20 protein-coding genes are annotated in these 19127 nt (G+C 65.6%); 19 read left to right on the top strand and 1 reads right to left on the bottom strand.

Annotation, left to right across the window (positions count from 1 at the left end; genetic code table 11):
* The first annotated feature begins 7 nt into the window (after positions 1-7).
* Genes CZ674_RS07220 through CZ674_RS07175 form a run of 10 tightly spaced genes read left to right on the top strand, consistent with a single transcriptional unit; the run spans position 8 to position 8944 of the window.
* On the top strand, positions 8-1339 hold the full coding sequence (locus CZ674_RS07220) for a M16 family metallopeptidase (RefSeq protein ID WP_086991852.1): 1332 nt from the start codon (positions 8-10) through the stop codon (positions 1337-1339).
* A 13-nt stretch (positions 1340-1352) separates the two neighbouring features.
* On the top strand, positions 1353-1955 hold the full coding sequence (locus tag CZ674_RS07215; RefSeq protein WP_086991898.1) for a histidine phosphatase family protein: 603 nt from the start codon (positions 1353-1355) through the stop codon (positions 1953-1955).
* Positions 1956-1975: 20 nt separating this feature from the next.
* The gene (gene dapB / locus CZ674_RS07210; protein ID WP_234988486.1) at positions 1976-2689 is read left to right on the top strand and encodes a 4-hydroxy-tetrahydrodipicolinate reductase; all 714 of its coding nucleotides are present in this window, start codon (positions 1976-1978) and stop codon (positions 2687-2689) included.
* The gene (locus CZ674_RS07205; protein ID WP_086991850.1) at positions 2686-3126 is read left to right on the top strand and encodes a hypothetical protein; all 441 of its coding nucleotides are present in this window, start codon (positions 2686-2688) and stop codon (positions 3124-3126) included. The genes dapB and CZ674_RS07205 overlap by 4 nt, the downstream gene beginning before the upstream one ends.
* 9 nt (positions 3127-3135) lie before the next feature.
* Positions 3136-3936, top strand: coding sequence for a thymidylate synthase (locus tag CZ674_RS07200; protein WP_086991849.1), 801 nt, complete (start codon positions 3136-3138; stop codon positions 3934-3936).
* 13 nt (positions 3937-3949) lie between these two features.
* Positions 3950-4438, top strand: a complete 489-nt coding sequence (locus CZ674_RS07195; RefSeq protein WP_234988485.1) for a dihydrofolate reductase — start codon at positions 3950-3952, stop codon at positions 4436-4438.
* 17 nt (positions 4439-4455) lie between these two features.
* Positions 4456-5427 (top strand): 4-hydroxy-tetrahydrodipicolinate synthase, encoded by a 972-nt coding sequence (gene dapA / locus CZ674_RS07190; RefSeq protein WP_086991847.1) that lies wholly within the window; start codon positions 4456-4458, stop codon positions 5425-5427.
* An 11-nt stretch (positions 5428-5438) separates the two neighbouring features.
* Entirely contained in the window at positions 5439-7112 is a 1674-nt protein-coding gene (locus CZ674_RS07185) for a ribonuclease J (RefSeq protein WP_086991846.1), read from the top strand.
* Entirely contained in the window at positions 7113-8444 is a 1332-nt protein-coding gene (locus CZ674_RS07180) for a M50 family metallopeptidase (RefSeq protein WP_086991845.1), read from the top strand.
* Between the two features lie 8 nt (positions 8445-8452).
* The gene (locus tag CZ674_RS07175; protein WP_086991844.1) at positions 8453-8944 is read left to right on the top strand and encodes a GNAT family N-acetyltransferase; all 492 of its coding nucleotides are present in this window, start codon (positions 8453-8455) and stop codon (positions 8942-8944) included.
* 1 nt (position 8945) lies between these two features.
* Here the strand turns inward: CZ674_RS07175 and CZ674_RS07170 are convergent, their stop codons facing one another.
* Positions 8946-9653 carry a ribonuclease H family protein gene (locus CZ674_RS07170; RefSeq protein WP_086991843.1) on the bottom strand — a complete coding sequence of 236 codons (708 nt, stop codon included), beginning with the start codon at positions 9651-9653 and terminating at the stop codon, positions 8946-8948.
* A 49-nt stretch (positions 9654-9702) separates the two neighbouring features.
* On the opposite strand from CZ674_RS07170, the gene ispG reads away from it, so the two are divergent.
* From ispG to CZ674_RS07125, 9 genes are all read left to right on the top strand, one after another.
* Positions 9703-10845 carry a flavodoxin-dependent (E)-4-hydroxy-3-methylbut-2-enyl-diphosphate synthase gene (ispG, locus tag CZ674_RS07165; protein ID WP_086991842.1) on the top strand — a complete coding sequence of 381 codons (1143 nt, stop codon included), beginning with the start codon at positions 9703-9705 and terminating at the stop codon, positions 10843-10845.
* Complete coding sequence (locus CZ674_RS07160; protein ID WP_159456925.1) at positions 10817-12085, top strand: MFS transporter; 1269 nt, start codon at positions 10817-10819, stop codon at positions 12083-12085. The genes ispG and CZ674_RS07160 overlap by 29 nt, the downstream gene beginning before the upstream one ends.
* 70 nt (positions 12086-12155) lie before the next feature.
* Positions 12156-13163 carry an AAA family ATPase gene (locus tag CZ674_RS07155; RefSeq protein WP_234988484.1) on the top strand — a complete coding sequence of 336 codons (1008 nt, stop codon included), beginning with the start codon at positions 12156-12158 and terminating at the stop codon, positions 13161-13163.
* Between the two features lie 41 nt (positions 13164-13204).
* A complete protein-coding gene (locus CZ674_RS07150) occupies positions 13205-14062 on the top strand; it encodes a DUF58 domain-containing protein (protein ID WP_086991840.1) in 858 nt (285 codons plus the stop codon).
* Positions 14046-14522 (top strand): hypothetical protein, encoded by a 477-nt coding sequence (locus CZ674_RS07145; protein ID WP_086991839.1) that lies wholly within the window; start codon positions 14046-14048, stop codon positions 14520-14522. The genes CZ674_RS07150 and CZ674_RS07145 overlap by 17 nt, the downstream gene beginning before the upstream one ends.
* Positions 14513-15511 (top strand): vWA domain-containing protein, encoded by a 999-nt coding sequence (locus CZ674_RS07140; RefSeq protein WP_143244673.1) that lies wholly within the window; start codon positions 14513-14515, stop codon positions 15509-15511. The genes CZ674_RS07145 and CZ674_RS07140 overlap by 10 nt, the downstream gene beginning before the upstream one ends.
* Positions 15508-16494, top strand: coding sequence for a vWA domain-containing protein (locus CZ674_RS07135; protein ID WP_086991837.1), 987 nt, complete (start codon positions 15508-15510; stop codon positions 16492-16494). The genes CZ674_RS07140 and CZ674_RS07135 overlap by 4 nt, the downstream gene beginning before the upstream one ends.
* On the top strand, positions 16491-17249 hold the full coding sequence (locus tag CZ674_RS07130) for a tetratricopeptide repeat protein (RefSeq protein ID WP_086991836.1): 759 nt from the start codon (positions 16491-16493) through the stop codon (positions 17247-17249). Before CZ674_RS07135 ends, CZ674_RS07130 begins: the two co-directional genes overlap by 4 nt.
* Positions 17250-17270: 21 nt before the next feature.
* Positions 17271-19037: a proline--tRNA ligase gene (locus tag CZ674_RS07125; RefSeq protein ID WP_086991835.1), complete on the top strand. Its 1767-nt coding sequence runs from the start codon at positions 17271-17273 to the stop codon at positions 19035-19037.
* The last annotated feature ends 90 nt before the right edge of the window (positions 19038-19127 follow it).

Genomic DNA, 19127 nt, shown 5'->3' with positions numbered 1-19127 from the left:
AGAACTCGTGTCTGATCCGGTTCAGCTTCCGCTGACCGAACCCGACATCTCAGTCCTCTCGGGGGGCGGATCGCTTGTGCGGCGATCCGTCCTGCCGAGCGGGCTGAGAGTGCTCAGTGAGTACATGCCGGCGGCCGCATCCGCGACCGTCGGCTTCTGGGTTCCGGTGGGCAGCCGCGACGAGACCGAGGGAACCTTCGGCTCGACGCACTTCCTCGAGCATCTCCTCTTCAAGGGCACTCCGTCGCGGAGCGCCTTCGAGATCGCCACATCGTTTGACGAAGTGGGCGGCGAGCACAACGCGATGACCTCGAAAGAGAGCACCTGCTACTACGCCAAGGTGCGAGACACCGACCTGGCAATGGCCGTCGAGGTGCTCGCAGACATGGTCACTTCGTCGACGATCGACCCGGCTGAGTTCGACACAGAGCGCGGTGTGATCCTCGAAGAGCTCGCGATGGCAGACGACGATCCGGCCGACGTGGCCGGCGAGCGGCTCTCAGAGCTCGTGTTCGGCGAGACCACGCCCCTCGGCCGCCCCATCGGCGGCACGAAGGAGAGCATCCGAAAGGCCGATCGCGAACGCGTGTGGGCGCACTACAAGCAGCGCTACACGCCCAGCGACCTCGTGGTCACGGTCGCAGGAGCAGTCGACCACGACATCCTGGTGCAGCTGGTGACCAGCGCGCTCCAGAAGTGCGGCTGGAGCCTCGACGAGCAGGCTGCTCCGCTCGCACGACGGTCGACCGAGCTGCTGCAGCCTGGCCCTGGGGGAGTGAAGGTCATCGACCGTCCCCTTGAACAGGTGAACCTCATGGTCGGAATGCCTGCCCTGGTGGCCACAGACGAGCGCCGGCCGACGGTCAGCGTGCTCAACTCGGTGCTCGGCGGCGGCATGTCGTCGCGGCTGTTCCAAGAGATCAGAGAGCGTCGAGGGCTCGCGTACTCCGTGTACTCGTTCGCAGGAGCGTACGCGGATGCGGGCATGTTCGGAATGTACGCCGGCTGCGGCCCCGCAAAGGCTCGTGAGGTTGCTGATCTGATGGTGCGAGAGCTCGAAGGGATCGCCGAGTCGGGCATCACCGAGACCGAGCGTCAGAGGGCCGTCGGCATGACCGGCGGTGCGAGCGCGCTCGCACTCGAAGACTCTGACACCCGAATGGCTCGGCTCGCCCGCGCCGAGCTGAGCTTCGGCCAGTTCAGCGATCTCGAGACCAACATGGCCCGCATCAGCGCTGTCACGAGTGACGACGTTCGCGATCTTGCCGGCGAGCTCCTCGCTGGCGAGCGCTCTGTCGTCGCAGTGGGTAGGGTGGATGCTGACCGGTTCGCTGGCTGAACAAGGTGATTCTGTGCCGCACTTCCTATACCTCGTGAGACACGGGGAGCATCGTGATGCCGAGCACGGCGTCGACGACGGCCCACTCTCGGAACGCGGCGTCCGCCAGGCGAGGGCCATCGGCGACCGGCTGCGCGGAGTGCCGTTCTCGAACGCCTTCCACTCGCCGCTTGAGCGCGCATCCGAGACCGCCCGTGTGATGGGCGGCGTCATGCCAGACGTCGCGTTCGAACCTCACTCGCTGCTCATGGACTGCATTCCGACCGGCCCTGAGTCAGACCCGCCGGCGGCCTACAAGTCGTTCTTCTCGGGTGTGACCGACGCCGAGGCAGAGGCGGGGCGTGCGCAGATGGCAGACGCCGTCAACCGCTGGATCCGATCGAAGACCTCTGACTCGAACGAGCTGCTGGTGACCCACAACTTCGTCATCGCGTGGTTCGTGCGCCATGTGCTCGATGCGCCCGACTGGAAGTGGATGGGCCTGAACACTGCGAACGGCGGGCTCACGATCATCCGCCTTCGCTCGGGCAGGCCGGCTCAGCTGGTGGCGTACAACGACCTGGGCCACATCGCGCCCGAGGATCGCACCGGCCTCTCTGTTCCGCACACGGTCTGACGCCGTCTACCCTTGAAAGCATGACACGAACAGTGGGGGTCGCCGGCGCGACCGGACGCCTCGGCCAAGTGGCTGTTCGCGTCATCGAATCTGCTCCCGGACTCAGCGCGGTCGAGCTCGACTCGCACGGCGACATCTCGCTCGACGGAGTCGACATGGTCTTCGATGCCACGGTGTTCGCTGCGAGCCAGCGGATCGTGAGGGTCGCAGTCGAGGCGGGCATTCCGATCGTCGTGGCCACGAGCGGATGGTCGGCTGAGCGAGTCTCGCAGCTGCAGTCTGACGGCGCCAGCGGTGTGCGCATCGTTCCGAACTTCTCGATCGGGAGCGTCATCGGAACACACCTTGCGACGGTCGCGGCGAGACACTTCGACTACGCCGAGATCATCGAGACGCATCACGAGAGCAAGCGCGATGCGCCGAGCGGCACCGCCACGCGAACCGCCGAGCGGATCGCCGAGGTGCGACGCCAGCATGTTCCGACTCCCGACGAACCAGGACGCGGTGCGGTCGTCGACACTGTCCCCGTGCACGCCGTCAGGATGCCAGGGGTCGCAGCCAGGCAGGAGGTCGTCTTCGGCGGCCTCGGCGAGACGCTCACGATTGCCCACAACACGGTGTCGAGCGATTCATATCGTGCGGGAATCCTGCTCGCGATCCAGGCAGAGAGGGTCGACGGCGTGGCCGTCGGCCTCGATGACCTCCTCGGGCTCGAAGCGCAAAGGCCTTCATGAAGCTGAACAAGGCGATGGCCTTCGTCATGGCGCTGGTGCTCGCGCTCTACCTCGCGCTCGCGCTGCGCCATGCGCTCGACTTCTTCTCGTCGGGCGAGCCGATCGGCTACGCAATGGGCGCGGCCCTGCTCGTGCTCCCGCTCATCGGCGTCTGGATCCTTTTCGTCGAAGTGCGTTTCGGCATCAGGCTCGATGGCCTCGTCCGTCGTCTTGAGCGTGCCGACGGCATGCCCGAGCCGCTGCCGGCGACGCCGTCCGGTCGCGCAGACCTCGACGCCGCGCTCGAAGCCTTTCCGGTCGCCCGCGACGATGCCAAGGCCAATCCGGAGTCGTGGGAGTCGTGGCTGCGGCTTTCGATGGCGTACGACGCGGCGCGTGACCGCAAGCGCGCCCGAAAGGCTGCTCGCAAAGCCATCGAGCTCTCGAAGGCCAAGTAGCCTGGTGTCATGACTTCGACAGCGTACGAGACCCTGCTTCGCGAGGTCTTCGAACAGGGCGTGCACAAGGACGATCGCACCGGCACGGGCACTCGCAGCCTCTTCGGCAAGCAGATCAGGTTCGACCTGAGCGAGGGGTTCCCCCTCGTCACCACGAAGCGCGTGCACTTCAAGTCCATCGCGCTCGAGCTGCTCTGGTTCCTCAGGGGCGACGGCAATGCGCGCTGGCTGCAGGAGCGCGGCGTCACGATCTGGGACGAGTGGGCGGCCGACGACGGCGACCTCGGCCCTGTGTACGGCGTGCAGTGGAGGTCGTGGCCCACACGAGACGGCGGCACGATCGATCAGATCGCCCAGGTCATCGAGCAGATCCGCGAGAACCCGGATTCGCGCCGACTCATCGTCTCGGCCTGGAACCCCGCTGACATCCCAGACATGGCACTGGCACCGTGCCATGCCCTCTTCCAGTTCCATGTCGCAGACGGCCGGCTGTCGTGCCAGCTGTACCAGCGCAGCGCCGACATGTTCCTCGGTGTTCCCTTCAACATCGCGAGCTACGCGCTGCTCACGCACATGGTCGCGCAGCAGACAGGCCTCGAAGTCGGCGACTTCATCTGGACCGGCGGCGACACGCACATCTACGACAACCACGTCGAGCAGGTGCAGACGCAGCTCGCCCGCGAGCCGCTGCCGATGCCGAAGCTCGCCATCCGCCGACGCCCCGACTCGATCTTCGACTACGAGTTCGAGGACTTCGAGGTCGTCGGGTACGAGCACCACCCGGGCATCAAAGCACCCGTTGCGGTCTGACATGCAACTGGGCATGATCTGGGCCGAGGCAAGAGGCCGTGTCATCGGGACGGGCGACGGGATGCCGTGGCACGTTCCCGAGGACCTCGCGCACTTCAAGAGCACTACGATGGGGCATCCGGTCATCATGGGGCGGGGCACCTGGAACTCGATTCCCGAGCGCTTCCGTCCGTTTCCGGGCCGGCACAACATCGTGCTCACGACTCAGAGCGACTTCTCAGCCGACGGCGCTGAGGTCGTCGACAGCCTTGAAGCGGCGATCGTCGCTGCTGCAGAGCACGGCGACACCTGCTGGGTGGTTGGAGGAGGGTCTGTTTACGAGCAGGCGATCGACCGGGCAGACGTGCTCGAGGTCACGCATCTCGACATCGACGCCGAAGGCTCCGTCCTCGCCCCGGCGATCGGCCGTGACTGGCAGACGGTCACAGCAGATCCCGACGAAGGGTTTCATGTCTCGGGCAAAGGCGTTCCGTACCGCTTTGTCAGTTACCGGCGTGCGTGAGCGGTTACGCTAGTCCTGTGACAGAGAATCCTTTCGGCCAAGTGCTCGCAGCACTCGTGACTCCCTTCCAAGCGGATGGCGAGGTCGCCTGGGACGACGTCGAGCGTCTCATTGAAGACGTCGTCGCGAACGGTGCCGACGGCATCGTCGTGTCGGGCACGACCGGCGAGACGTCGACGCTGACCGACCCTGAGAAGATCCGCCTGATCGACGTGGCGAAGCAGGTCGCGGGCAGCCGGGCGAAGATCATCCAGGGCGGCGGCTCGAACGAGACCGCGCACGCGATCGACCTCTACCGTCAGGCTGAGAAGGCCGGCGCCGACGGCGTCATGATCGTCACCCCGTATTACAACAAGCCGACGCAGGCCGGCATCCTGACGCACTTCCGCATGATCGCCGATGCGACCGACCTGCCTGTCGTCCTGTACGACATCCCCGGCCGCTCAGGCATCGAGATCAAGTACGAGACGCTGCTGCGCGCTGCGAAGCACCCCAACATCGTCGCGGTGAAAGACGCCAAGGGTGACTTCGCAGAGGTCAGCCGAGTGCTCAACGAGACCGACCTGCTCTACTTCTCGGGCGACGACGCGAACGTGCTGCCAGCGCTGTCGATCGGCGCCTCGGGCCTCATCGGCGTCACCGCCAACATCGCTCCTGCGCCCTACCGCGCAATCATCGACGCCGTCAACAGCGGCGATCTGCACACGGCACAGCGGCACCACAAGTCATTGGAGCCGCTCGTGCGCGCCACGATGACTCACGTGCCGGGCACTGTGTCAACCAAGTACATCCTGCACGGCCTCGGCCGTATCGAATCGCCTCGCGTCCGTCTGCCGCTCGTCGGACCAGAAGACGCAGAGGCCGCCCGAATCGAAGACGACATCGCATCCGTCGTCGGAGTCGAAGGACTCGACCTGACGCGATTCCGCCCCGACCGCAACGCGGCCGCGGGCGGTGCGCTGCCGAAGATTCACGGCACTACACGCTAAGAAAGGGTCGCATGACCACCATTTCCGAACCGGCAAAGCTCAAGCCGGGCACACTTCGCATCATTCCGCTCGGCGGAATCGGCGAGGTCGGTCGCAACATGACCGTCTTCGAGATCGACGGCAAGCTCCTGATCGTCGACTGCGGAGTCCTCTTCCCTGAAGAGCACCAGCCGGGCGTCGACCTGATCCTGCCCGACTTCACGCCCATCCGAGACCGCCTCGACGACATCGTGGCAGTCGTGCTCACGCACGGTCACGAAGACCACATCGGTGCTGTCCCGTACCTGCTGAAGCTCAAGGCAGACATCCCATTGGTCGGCTCGCAGCTGACGCTCGCCCTCGTCGAGGCGAAGCTCAAGGAGCACCGCATCAAGCCCTTCACGCTCACGGTGAAAGAGGGCGACGTCGAACAGCTCGGCCCGTTCGAGACCGAGTTCGTTGCGGTGAACCACTCGATTCCCGATGCTCTGGCCGTCATGATCCGCACGGACGCCGGCACAGCACTCGCTACGGGCGACTTCAAGATGGACCAGCTGCCGCTCGACGGCCGCATCACCGACCTGCGTGCATTCGCGAAGTTCGGCGAAGAGGGCATCGATGCCTTCCTCGTCGACTCGACCAACGCCGACGTGCCGGGCTTCGGCATGCCCGAGCGCGAGATCGGGCCGGTGCTCGAGCAGGTCATCGCGAAGACCCCCGGTAAGGTCGTCGTCGCGTCGTTCTCGTCGCACGTGCACCGTGTGCAGCAGGTTCTGGATGCAGCGGTCGCCAGCGGCCGCCGCGTCGCCTTCGTGGGGCGCTCCATGGTGCGCAACATGACGATCGCGTCGAAGCTCGGCTACCTGCAGGTGCCGGACGGCATCCTCATCGACCAGAAGAAGGCCGATGGCATCCCCGACGACAAGATCATCTACATGTCGACCGGCTCGCAGGGCGAGCCGATGGCAGTGCTGTCGCGCATCGCGAACCTCGAGCACAAGATCGAGATCGGCGAGGACGACACCGTCATCCTGGCGTCGAGCCTCATCCCGGGCAACGAGAACGCGGTGTTCCGGGTCATCAACGGCCTCATGAAGCTCGGCGCGAATGTCGTGCACAAGGGCAACGCCAAGGTGCACACTTCAGGGCACGCCTCCGCAGGCGAGCTGCTGTACTGCTACAACATCCTGAAGCCCAACAACGTGATTCCGGTGCACGGCGAATACCGTCACCTGCAGGCGAACGCGAAGCTCGCCGTGCAGACGGGCATCCCCGTCGACAACACGTTCGTGGGCGAGAACGGCACGGTCTGGGACATGACCGACGGTGACATCCGCGTCGCCGGCCAGCACGCGATCGGCTTCGTCTACGTCGACGGAACAACGGTCGGCGAGGTTGACGAGTCCGACCTTAAGGATCGCCGCACGCTCGCAGAAGAGGGCTTCATCTCGATTTTCGTCGCGCTCGAGCCCAACTCGGGCAAGATCGTCGTCGGCCCCGAGATCCACGCACGCGGATTCGCTGAGGACGACAAGATCTTCGAGACGATCAAGCCGAAGATCGTCGCTGCCCTGAAGGAGGCGGCAGAGAACGGCGTGCGCGGCCAGCACAACTACAGCCAGGTCGTGCGACGCACTGTCGGGCGCTGGATGGGCACTCGAGTCCGCCGCCGCCCGATGATCGTTCCCATGGTCCTCGAGGTGTAGTTGGAAGCCGTACTGCTCTTCACCGCAGGCGTCTTGGTCATCGTCGTCGGCCTGGCCGTCTCGATCGGCCTGCACGAGGTGGGTCACCTGCTGCCGGCGAAGCTGTTCAAGGTGCGCGTCGCGCAGTACATGATCGGATTCGGTCCGACGATCTTCTCGAAGCGCGTCGGCGAGACCGAGTACGGCTTCAAGTGGATTCCGCTGGGCGGCTACATCTCGATGAGTGGCATGTACCCGCCCGCGAAGCCGGGCGGAAAAGCGAGGACTGCCAGCACCGGCTTCTTCGACGCCGTCGTGCAGGACGCCCGAACCGTGAATGCCGAGACGATCGTCGAGGGCGAAGAGACTCGCACGTTCTACAACCTGCCCTTCCTGAAGAAGGTCACGATCATGCTCGGCGGGCCGCTCATGAACCTCGTGCTGGCGGTGCTGCTCTACGGGGTGCTGCTGTGCGGATTCGGAACAGCGCAGCCCAGCACAACGGTCGCGAGCGTCTCAGAGTGCGTCGTCAGCGCGGCAGAGGAGCGCACTGAGTGCGCTGCCGACGATCCGCTCGCTCCCGCCGCTGAAGCGGGCATCCAGCCTGGCGACGAGATCGTCTCCTTCGGCGGCACTGCTGTCACTGACTGGACCCAGATGCAGGGGCTCATCCGAGACCGTGCCGACACGGAGTCCGACGTCGTCATCGTGCGCGACGGCGAAGAGCTGACGCTCACCGTCACACCCATGGAGTCCGAGCGACCCGTCACCGACAGATTCGGCCAGATCGTCGAAGAGAACGGTGCGATCGTCACGATCCCCGTCGGCTTCGTCGGCATCTCGCCGCAGTACGAGACCGTGCAGCAGCCGGTCAGCGCTGTGCTGCCCGCGGTCGGCGAGAACGTCGAGCGCGTCGTGCACATGGTGCTGCACCTGCCCGAACGGCTCTGGGATGTCGGAGTCGCAGCCTTCAGCAGCGAGGAGCGCGACCCCAACGGCCCCGTGAGCGTCGTCGGCGTCGGTCGAATGGCTGGCGAGATCGCTGCAACCGACCAGATCCCGGTCGTCGAGCGCGTCGCCTCCATGGTGGGACTCCTCGCGAGCCTCAACGTGGCGCTGTTCGTCTTCAACCTGATTCCGCTGATGCCGCTCGACGGAGGTCACATCCTGGGGGCGGTCGTCGATGTCTTCAGACGCGGATTCGCGAAGCTGTTCCGCAGAGACGATCCCGGACCGATCGACACGGCGAAGTGGGTGCCGGTGACCATGGCGGTCTCGGTCGTGCTGCTGATCATGGGCGCACTGCTGATCTACGCCGACATCGTCAAGCCGATCTCACTCTGGCTTCCGTAGCGACGCTGATGCCAGACAGTCAGCAGCGCCTCGGCGAATCGGGTTGCATTGTGCGTCGTGCGACGCTCGAAGACGTGCCCGGGATCGTCGAGCTGCTGCGCGACGACACACTGGGAAGCACTCGCGAAGGCGGTGACGCTGCCGGCTACGAGCGCGCCTTCCGTGAGATCGATGGCGACCCGAGGCAGTTCCTGGCGGTCGTGGAGAGCACAGCCGAGAACGCAGACGGCGCGCTCGCCGGCACGATGCAGCTCACGCTGATCCCTGGCCTCAGCAGGGGAGGGGCCACACGACTGCAGATCGAAGCGGTCAGGGTCGCAGCCGGCCACAGGGGCGCTGGCCTCGGCGGCAGCATGCTGGCATGGGCAGAGCAGCACGGCCATCGTCACGGAGCGACACTCGTGCAGCTCACCACCGACAAGTCACGCGCTGAGGCCCACAGATTCTACGAGCGGCACGGCTATACGGCCTCCCACGAGGGCTTCAAGAAGCCGCTCTGACTCAGCCGATCTTGGCCCAGCCTTCGCCGCCCAGCTGCTCGATGCTGAAGTTCATGACCTCGTGAGTCTGCACGTCGCGCCACACGGTCAGGCGCAGGTCGTCAGCAGGCTCAAATCGCTCTTCGCGAGTCGCGGGCTCGAGGAGGTCGTCGTCGAAGAGCGACATCGGCGCTTCGTCGTCGTGTGCGGCCGGCGGGGCAGCGGGCTGCGTCGCGCTGGGAGCGGATGCGGCCGAGGGCGACAGCCCCGGGCCCTGTTCTGCGGTGCGTCCAGCCTGGAAGGCGCGAGCAGCGGCCTGCGCGAGATCATCGGCGCGCTCGTTGAGGGTGTGGCCGGCGTGGCCCTTGACCCACTCGAACTCCGTCGTGAAGCCGGCGCTCCTGCGTGACTCGAGCAGGGCATCCAGCTCCTGCATCATCTCGACGTTCAGCACGGGCTTGCCGTCAGACTTCTTCCAGCCCTTGCGCTTCCAGCCCGCGATCCAGACGGTCGCGCTCTTCAGCACGTACTGGCTGTCGAGCAGGATGTGGAGGTCGGGCTCATCGGCAGCCTGGGTCAGCAGGTCGATGACCGCCTGCAGCTCGCCCTGGTTGTTGGTGGCAGTCGGCCATCCGCCAGAAGCCCAGCGGCTCTCGTCGATGAACCAAGCCCAGCCTCCGGGGCCCGGGTTGCCGAGTGCTGATCCGTCTGCTGCCGCGATGAGAGTCATCCCTCGATCATGCCAGCAGCACGGCCTGTGAACGCGTACCATTGACAGCATGGCTGCGATCAATCTCGGCAATCCCGAGCCCATGACCCTCGGACCCCGTCGGAAGACTCGACAGATCAGAGTCGGCAGGATCGGCGTCGGCAGCGAGTCTCAGGTCTCGGTGCAGTCGATGACCACGACGAAGACGACGGACATCAACGGCACGCTGCAGCAGATTGCTGAGCTCACTGCGGCTGGCTGTGACATCGTTCGCGTTGCGGTCCCCACCCAGGACGACGCCGATGTGCTGCACATCATCGCGAAGAAGAGCCAGATTCCGGTCATCGCCGACATCCACTTCCAGCCGAAGTACGTCTTCACTGCGATCGAAGCCGGATGCGCGGCCGTTCGGGTGAATCCCGGCAACATCCGAAAGTTCGACGATCAGGTCGGCGCCATCGCGCGCGCGGCAAGCGACGCTGGCGTGAGCCTGCGCATCGGCGTCAACGCCGGAAGCCTCGACCCTCGCCTGCTGCAGAAGCACGGCAAGGCGACTCCCGAGGCACTCGTCGAGAGCGCCGTGTGGGAGGCGAGCCTCTTCGAGGAGCACGACTTCCACGACTTCAAGATCTCGGTCAAGCACCACGACCCTGTGGTCATGGTCAAGACCTACCGTCAGCTTGCCGAGCGCGGCAACTGGCCGCTGCACCTCGGTGTGACCGAAGCCGGGCCAGCGTTCCAGGGCACGATCAAGTCGGCTGCCGCGTTCGGCATCCTGCTCGCAGAGGGCATCGGCGACACGATCCGCGTCTCGCTCTCGGCGCCTCCTGTCGAAGAGGTCAAGGTCGGACTCCAGCTGCTGCAGTCGCTCGGCCTTCGCGAGAAGAAGCTTGAGATCGTCTCCTGCCCGTCGTGCGGTCGTGCGCAGGTCGACGTCTACACGCTGGCCGAAGACGTGACGGAGGGCCTCAAAGACGTCCAGTTCCCGCTGCGGGTGGCCGTCATGGGCTGTGTCGTGAATGGCCCGGGCGAGGCTCGCGAAGCAGACCTCGGCGTGGCCAGCGGCAACGGCAAGGGGCAGATCTTCGTCAAGGGTGAAGTGATTCGCACGGTGCCCGAGGCAGACATCGTCGAGACGCTCATCGCGGAGGCCCGACGCATCGCCGATGAGCAGGGGCTCGAGAGTGGCGAGGCCACAGTCCTCACGCCGTGAGAGCTCGCCTGACACAGCCGCAGAGCTGACGAGCAGGCCGCACCCGGCGCAGCGCCGCACGCTGGCGGTGCTCTCGCTTGCTCAGATCTTCGTCGGTCTGGCAAACGGCCTGGCCGTCGGAGTGGGCAGCCTCTTCGTCGTGCGCGTGACAGGCGTGGATGCGCTGGGCGGCATGGCAGCGACGCTCGTCACCCTGGGCGGTGCCGTCATGTCTGCTCCGCTCGCGCGACTCGCGGCTCGTCGGGGACGCCGCATCTCGCTCACAACTGCTTGTGTCGTGGCGCTGACTGCGACTGCCGTGCTCGTCATCAGCGGCGCCTTCGACCTCGGCTGGCTCGTCATGATCGGGTTCTTCGGGCTCGGCGCGAGCTCGTCGCTGACGCTGCAGGCGAGATTCGCGGCGGTCGACCTGGCGCAGCCGCACCGACGCGGCCGCGACATGTCGCTGGTGATCTGGATGACCACGATCGGCGTCGTCGCAGGTCCCAGCATCGTCCCGCTCGGCGACCGACTCGGTGTGCCGCTGGGGCTGGGCGAGCTCACTGGCGCGTACGTGCTGAGCGGCACCGGGCTGCTGATCGTGACGTTTGTCGTGTGGGTGTTCCTGAGGCCCGATCCGCTGCAGGCAGCGGGAGCGCAGGCGGGGGAGTCCACAGCGAACCCCGAGACGGCCTTTCGCATCCTTCACCACCCGCGCATCCTGTGGGTGGTGGTCATGATCGCCTCAGCCCACGCGATGATGGTCGGGATCATGGCGATGACGCCCGTGCACCTCGAGCACGCCGGTCAGGCGCTGCCGCTGATCATGCTCGCCATGAGCGCGCACACCGGCGGCATGTACGTGCTGTCGCCGGTGTTCGGCTTCCTCGCTGACAGCGTCGGCCGGCGTTCCACGGTGCTGCTCGGAGCCTTCCTCCTCGCAGCGTCGGCGGCTGCGAACCTGCTGCTGCCCGAGAGCCTCGGCATCGTCGGCCTCGCGTTGCTGGGATTCGGCTGGTCTGCGGTCACTGTCGCCGCATCCGCTCTTCTGAACGACGAGACGCCGCAGCACGCAAGACCCGTGGTCCAAGGGCGCAGCGACACGACCATGGGATTCGCCGGCGCTGGGGCAGGAGCACTCGCCGGCGTCGTGGTCGCCACGATCGGCTTCGATTCGCTCAACTGGATCATGCTCATCGCTCTCGCGCTCATCGTGATCGGTGCCACGCGCGGCCTGAAGAACCGGATTCACTCAGCTTGAGCCCAGACGGCACCCAGGGTTTGTATTGCTTGCGGCCCTAGGCTCTTGGAAAGCAACGAAAGGAACTGACGTGGCCAACGATCAGCAGGGGCGTCCCCCGATTTCACAGGACGAGCTCGAGTGGGCGAAGTCCAAGATCTCGTCGATTCAGGGCAGCTTCGGCGAGAAGGTGGTCGGTCAGCAGAGTCTTCTGCAGAACCTGATGGTCGCGCTGCTCGCAGGCGGACACGTGCTGATGGAGTCGGTTCCCGGCCTCGCGAAGACCACCGCGGCAGCGACACTCGCCCAGTCGATCCAGGCGTCGTTCAACCGCATCCAGTGCACCCCCGACCTGCTGCCGAGCGACATCGTCGGCACGCAGATCTACGATCAGCACTCGGGCAGCTTCCGCACGCAGCTCGGCCCCGTTCACGCCAACTTCGTGCTGCTCGACGAGATCAACCGCTCGAGCGCCAAGACGCAGTCGGCGATGCTCGAGGCGATGCAGGAGCGTCAGACCTCGATCGGCGGCGAGACGCACCCGCTGCCGAAGCCGTTCTTCGTGCTCGCGACGCAGAACCCCATCGAGCAGGAGGGCACCTACACGCTGCCCGAGGCGCAGCTCGACCGATTCCTGTTGAAGGACATCCTCGACTACCCGAGCCCCAGCGAAGAGGCAGAGATCGTGCGCCGGATCGAGTCGGGCGTTTTCGACGGCGCCCCGGAGGAGCCGGTCGCCTCACTCGAAGACGTCATGCGACTGCAGGGACTCACCAAGCGCGTCTACATGGACCAGGCGATCACCAACTACATCGTCCAGCTCATGTACGTGACGCGTCATCCGGCAGACTATGTCGGCCAGAAGCTCGCCGACTACCTGCAGTACGGCGCGAGCCCCCGTGGCTCGATCTCGTTCTCGCAGGCTGGCCGTGCGCTCGCACTGGTTCGGGGCCGCGACTACGTGATCCCGGAGGACATCAAAGACCTGAGCCACGTGATCCTGCGTCACCGCATCATCCTCAACTACGAAGCCGAAGCAGACGGCGTCACGAGCGAACAGGTCATCGACGCGATCTTCGCCGCTGTGCGAACCCCGTAGGGCACACCGTGCAGCGAAGGCTAGTCAAGGTCAAATCGCGGATGGGCATTCACGCCCACCGCAAGACCATCGAGCTGTTGGAGGGCGAGTACTCGTCGATCCACCATGGTCGCAGCCACGACTTCGATGATCTGCGCGAGTATGCGCCCGGCGACGAGGTCAAGGACATCGACTGGAAGGCGACTGCCCGTTCGACCGTGCCGCTGATCAAGCGCTACATCGCGTCCAGGCAGCACAACATCGTCTTCATCGTCGACACCGGTCGCGGCATGGCCGCAGTGGCCGAGAGCGGCGAGCCGAAGAAGGAGATCGCGATCCAGGCGGTCGGAGTGCTCGCCTACCTGGCCACGCGTCACGGCGATCGGGTCTCGATGTTCACCGGCGACGAAGAGCACATCGACTTCACTCCTGCCGGCGGCTCCGAGGCGCACATCGAGCGCATGCTGCGCGCTGTCGACGCGAGGATCCAGCTGGATGCGCCCGGCAGCGACATGGAGCACCTGCTGACGCAGGTGGCTCGCAGGCTCGGCCACAGGTCGATCGTGTTCATCGTCTCTGACGACATCGCGCTCGATCGCGACATGGACAAGCAGATCGCACGCCTGCACGCCAGGCACGAGGTGCTCTGGATCTCGGTTGGCGACGCTGACCTCATGGCGCGCCAGCTCTCTGCACCGCCTGTGTGGGCGGTCGACGGCGGCGTCGAGATCCCCGAGTACCTGCGGCGCAGCCGCGGGCTCCAGACAGTATTCGATGAAGGAGTCGCACAGCGTCACGAGATCCTCGCGACGCGACTTCGCAAGAAGGGCGTCTCGGCCGGGCGCATCGGGTCGCTCGACGGCACCGTTCCGGCTCTGTTCAGACTCCTGGAGAGGCACCGACGTGCGCGCCGTTCTTGATGCCCCAGACCTCTATGGCCCATTCGCCTACTGGCCCTGGTGGGCTGTGGGCGCCCTCATCCTCGCCGTGCTCGTCGTGCTGTACGCAGGCCTCTGGATCTTCGGACGGCCGCGCGGCATCCTCGAGCCGCCGCCTCCTCCTCCCAAGCAGGTCGACGTGCGCACGGTCAAGCAGAAGTACATCGACATGATCGGCGAGGTGTCGGTCGAGCACCAGGGCGGCGAGATGACGCCCCGCGAGCTCTCACAGCGACTCAGCCTCGTGCTGCGCTTCTTCGCCCATGAGGCGAGCGGAGTCGAGGCAGAGGTGATGACCCTTGAAGACCTCAGGGACGCTCAGGTACCGCTGATTCCGCACGCGGTCGAGCAGTACTACCCTTCGTCGTTCATGCGTCAGGCGAAGCAGGACCCAGACATGGCAATCGAGACAGCGCGAAGGGTGGTGTCCACATGGGCGTAGGAACCCTGATGTGGTGGTGGTGGATTCCGCTCGTCATCCTGGTCGTGGTCGCCGCGACCGTCGGCGGCTTCCTCGTGTATCGCCGTGGCCGCCACGGCGGAGGCCTTCCGGTCGCGCACGTCGACAGGCTCACGAAGCTCAAGGCGTACCGCTCGGCAATGCGCCGGTATCGCTGGCTGACGGCGGCAGCGCTCGTGCTCGTGCTCGTGGGCGGGGGAGTGACCTCGGTCATCGCGGCCCGGCCCGCAGCGGTCGACGCTCAGCAGAACGAGGACTACAAGCGAGACATCCTGCTGTGCCTCGACGTGTCAGGCTCGATGGTCGGTGTCGACGCAGAGATCATGCGCGTGTTCCAGAACATCGTGAAGGGCCTCAACGGCGAGCGCATCGGACTGCGAGTCTTCGACGCCTCGGGGTACATGGCGTTTCCGATGACGAGTGACTACGAATACATCATGGATCAGCTCGGCCTCTATGAGCGCGCCTTCGACGGCACGCTCGGACCTGACGAGGACTTCGACTACCAGGCAGGCACGAGCTCGGTGAGCGGCGCATCCCTGGTCGGAGACGGACTCGCCGGATGCGCGAACGACTTCGGCGACCTGTCTGACGACAACGACCGCCCACGGTCGATCATTCTCGCCACCGACAACATCGTGAACGGCAACCAGATCTACTCCCTCGAGCAGGCCGGCCAGCTTGCGGTCGACAACGAGGTGCGCGTGTACGCGATCAACCCGTTCGACTATCCGCTCGACACGGCGTCGCAGCAGCTGCAGACCGTTGCCGAGGGCACAGGAGGCGAGTACTACCCGATGGATCTCGGCAGCACCGTCAGCGGCATCATCGACAACATCAACTCGATCGAGGCCGGATACATCCAGACCCCGCCCGAAGTGCAGGTCGTCGATCAGCCGGGCAACAGGCCGCTGCTGCTGGTGATCGTCGTCGGGGTGCTTCTCGTCGTGGCTTGGAGGGCTCGCATATGACGCTCCTTCCCGAAGTTTCGCTGCCGCTGCTGCTGATCGGCGTGCTGGTCGGCGTCGGTTTCTGCGTCTGGCGCGCAGCGGTCGCCCGACGGCAGCTGGTGGCCTGGATTCGCCGAGGCGTGCTCGTGCTGCTGGTCGGCGCGATGCTCTCGCATCCGGGAGTTCCCGGAGGGCTCGTTCCGACCGGCTCGATCAGCGCCAAGGTGATCATCGCGATCGACACGTCGCAGTCGATGGCAGCCGAAGACTATGGCGACGGCGTCCGGCTCGACGGCGTTCGCGAAGACGTCAAGGACGTCGCCTACGCCTTTGCGGGTGCAGACATCTCGGTGATGACGTTCAACTCGACGGCCAACCTGAATGTGCCCATGACCGGCGACGGCTCGGCCGTCATCGAGATGGTGCGCGCTCTGCGGCCCGAGATCGCACAGAAGTCCCGCGGATCCTCGATCTCTGCGGCGCGCGACCTGCTCGTTCAGGAAGTCGACAAGATCCACGCCGCGGATCCCGGCGACCCGATCATTGTCATCTACATGGGCGACGGCGAGCAGACATCGGCTGATCCGGTCGAGTCGTTCGCCGACATCAAAGGCAAGGTCGCGGGCGGCTTCGTGCTGGGGTATGGCACCGACCAGGGCGGCAAGATGAAGCAGTCCACATACACGGGGCTGAGCGACGAGTACGTGCAGGATCCGACGAACGGGCAGGATGCCGTCTCGGTCATCGACGAGGGCAACCTGCAGCAGATCGCGAGCGAGACCGGGCTCACCTACCTGCACCGAGACGCTGCGACGCCGCTCAAGCCGACGCTCCAGGGCATCAGCGGCGGAGGCGACGCCGAGATCAGCATGGAGCAGATGCGGGAGTCCCGGCTCGACCTGTACTGGATCTTCGCCTTCCCGATCGCGGCTCTGCTGGCCTGGGAGGGCCTGCACATCGCCCGCCTGATTAGAAAGTCGATCCCGACGAGGGAGAAGCAATGACACTCACTGACGGACAGCGCCGACGCTGGCGCAAGTGGCTCATGATCGGAGCGATTCCGGTTGCGGTCGCCGGAACCGTGCTCTCGGTGAAGTTCTTCGCGACCGAGCTCTCGGCCGATGCGACGGTGACCGCATACGATCACCGCGCGTACCAGGAGGCAGCAGAGCAGACTGAGCCGCTCTTCTGGTGGAACTTCTACGAGCAGTGGAAGGCCCCCTACGACAAGGGGACCGCGCTGGCGATGTCGGGGCAGTTCGAGGATGCGCGGGCGCTGCTCGAAGAGGCGCTCACGCTGCACGACGACCCCGAGAGCGTCGAGTACTGCATCAACTACATCAACATCGTGTACGTGATCGAGAAGCAGGGCGATGAGCTGCGTGAAGCAGGCGATCGCGAAGCGGCGAACGAGCTGTACCGAGAGGCGCTCGGCCTCATCGAGCAGGCGCCTCCGGGCTGCATGGAAGAGCCTGCCGAACGCGAGCCCAACACGAAGCAGCAGCTCGAGGAGTCTGTTCCGCGCATCGAAGCCAAGATCGAAGAGGACGACGGCGGCGGCGACGGCGAGAGCGAAGAGCAGAACGGCGAGGAGGAGCCTGAAGACGGTGACGGCGGCGACGGCGACGAAGAGAACATGTCGGAGCAGGAGAAGGAGCTCCAGGAGCGTGAGCGCGAAGCCGAAGAGCAGCGCCAGAACCAGGACGGCTACGACGGCGACGAGGAGGGCGACGGCGGCGGGGTCGACAAACCCTGGTAGCACTCGCGCTACGATTCTCACGTGACCGAACGACTCTCCTCCCTCTTCCTCCGCACGCTTCGAGACGACCCTGCTGAAGCAGAGGTGGCGAGCCACAGGCTGCTCCTGCGCGCCGGCTTCATCCGCCGGGTGGGCAGCGGGCTGTACTCGTGGCTGCCGCTCGGCCTTCGGGTGCGTCGCAACGTCGAGCGGGTCATCCGCGAGGAGATGAACGCCGCTGGCGCACAGGAAGTGCTGTTTCCCGGACTCCTGCCGCGTGAGCCGTATGAAGTCACCGGACGCTGGACCGAGTACGGATCCGACATCTTCAGGCTGCAGGACCGCCGCGACGCAGATCACCTGCTGGCGCCCACGCACGAAGAGGTCTTCACCCTCATGGTGAAAGACCTGTACTCGTCGTACAAGGACCTCCCGCTCACGATCTACCAGATCCAGGACAAGTACCGCGATGAGACCCGGCCCCGTGCCGGCCTCCTTCGTGCTCGCGAGTTCACGATGAAGGACGCCTACAGCTTCGACTTCGACGACGAGGGCCTCGAGCGCTCGTACCAGCTGCAGCGAGACGCGTACGAGCGGATCTTCAAGCGACTCGGCCTCGAGTACGTCATCGTCTCGGCCGACGCCGGTGCGATGGGCGGCTCGAAGAGCGAAGAGTTCATGCACCCGACCGCTGTCGGCGAAGACACCGTGGTCATGAACGACTCCGGCTACGCCGCAAACGTCGAGGCATTCGCGACGCTCGTTCCCGACGCCATTCCGACGGATGGGCTGGCTCAGCCGGTCGTGCACGACACCCCCGACACACCCACCATTGCGACGCTGGTCGACGTTGCGAACGCGCAGTTCCCGCGCGAGGACGGTCGTGCGTGGAGTGCCGCAGACACACTGAAGAACGTCGTGCTGGCGCTCACGCACCCTGATGGCTCCCGTGAGCTCGTCGTCGTGGCTGTGCCCGGCGACCGCGACGTCGATGACAAGCGCGTCGAGGTCGCGTTCGCGCCCGCGGTGGCGGAGCCCGCCAGCGAAGCCGACTTTGCTGCCAACCCCGGCCTCGTCAAGGGCTACATCGGACCCTGGAGCGCCTCAGGACCGGTGCTGGGCGACGAGTCGCGCACGGGCATCCGCTTTCTTGCCGACCCTCGCGTCGTCGACGGAACGCAGTGGATCACCGGTGCGAATGAGTCGGGCCGACACGTCTCGGGTCTCGTCGCAGGCCGCGACTTCACCGCAGACGGCACAGTCGAGGCCGCGACAGTTCGCGAAGGCGACCCGGCGCCCGACGGCTCGGGCCCTGTGCAGCTGATCCGCACGATGGAGGTCGGTCACGTCTTCCAGCTCGGACGCAAGTACGCCGAGGCCCTCGGGCTGAGCGTGCTCGACCAGAACGGCAAGCGCGCGACCGTCACGATGGGGTCGTACGGCATCGGTGTGACTCGCAATCTGGCGGCGATCGTCGAGGCGAGCCACGACGAGAAGGGCATCATCTGGCCCGCCGAGATCGCTCCGTTCGACGTGCACGTCGTGGCGACGGGCAAGGACGAAGCGGTGTTCGCCGTTGCCGAAGAGGTCGTGGCTGAGCTCGACGCGAGCCGGCTCGAAGTGCTGTTCGACGATCGTCGCAAGGTCTCGCCGGGCGTCAAGTTCAAGGACGCCGAGATCGTGGGAGTCCCGTGGATTCTCGTGATCGGCCGAGGCGCACTCGAGGGCGAGTTCGAGCTCTGGAACCGAGCCACGGGGGAGAAGCAGCCCATCCGTCGCGAGGACGTGCTGCAGAAGTTCGCCAAGTAGCGTCGGAGCTTGCCGAGTGGGTAAGCTGATGCGTCCGCAGGAATGCGGAACAGACCATGTGAAAACAGAATAGTGTGCCACTGGGGCACA

Origin of the sequence: Agrococcus casei LMG 22410, from assembly GCF_900163565.1 — a bacterium.
Lineage (GTDB): Bacteria > Actinomycetota > Actinomycetes > Actinomycetales > Microbacteriaceae > Agrococcus > Agrococcus casei.
This window is presented reverse-complemented; position numbering and strand designations above follow the sequence as displayed.

What these genes read in the sequence shown, in the direction of transcription:
- dapB (WP_234988486.1), top strand. Translation starts at nt 1,976, where the DNA reads ATGACACGAACAGTGGGGGTCGCCGGCGCGACCGGACGCCTCGGCCAA.
- CZ674_RS07205 (WP_086991850.1), top strand. Translation starts at nt 2,686, where the DNA reads ATGAAGCTGAACAAGGCGATGGCCTTCGTCATGGCGCTGGTGCTCGCG.
- CZ674_RS07200 (WP_086991849.1), top strand. Translation starts at nt 3,136, where the DNA reads ATGACTTCGACAGCGTACGAGACCCTGCTTCGCGAGGTCTTCGAACAG.
- CZ674_RS07195 (WP_234988485.1), top strand. Translation starts at nt 3,950, where the DNA reads ATGATCTGGGCCGAGGCAAGAGGCCGTGTCATCGGGACGGGCGACGGG.
- CZ674_RS07185 (WP_086991846.1), top strand. Translation starts at nt 5,439, where the DNA reads ATGACCACCATTTCCGAACCGGCAAAGCTCAAGCCGGGCACACTTCGC.
- CZ674_RS07175 (WP_086991844.1), top strand. Translation starts at nt 8,453, where the DNA reads ATGCCAGACAGTCAGCAGCGCCTCGGCGAATCGGGTTGCATTGTGCGT.
- CZ674_RS07170 (WP_086991843.1), bottom strand. Translation starts at nt 9,653, where the DNA reads ATGACTCTCATCGCGGCAGCAGACGGATCAGCACTCGGCAACCCGGGC.
- ispG (WP_086991842.1), top strand. Translation starts at nt 9,703, where the DNA reads ATGGCTGCGATCAATCTCGGCAATCCCGAGCCCATGACCCTCGGACCC.
- CZ674_RS07150 (WP_086991840.1), top strand. Translation starts at nt 13,205, where the DNA reads ATGGGCATTCACGCCCACCGCAAGACCATCGAGCTGTTGGAGGGCGAG.
- CZ674_RS07140 (WP_143244673.1), top strand. Translation starts at nt 14,513, where the DNA reads ATGGGCGTAGGAACCCTGATGTGGTGGTGGTGGATTCCGCTCGTCATC.
- CZ674_RS07135 (WP_086991837.1), top strand. Translation starts at nt 15,508, where the DNA reads ATGACGCTCCTTCCCGAAGTTTCGCTGCCGCTGCTGCTGATCGGCGTG.
- CZ674_RS07130 (WP_086991836.1), top strand. Translation starts at nt 16,491, where the DNA reads ATGACACTCACTGACGGACAGCGCCGACGCTGGCGCAAGTGGCTCATG.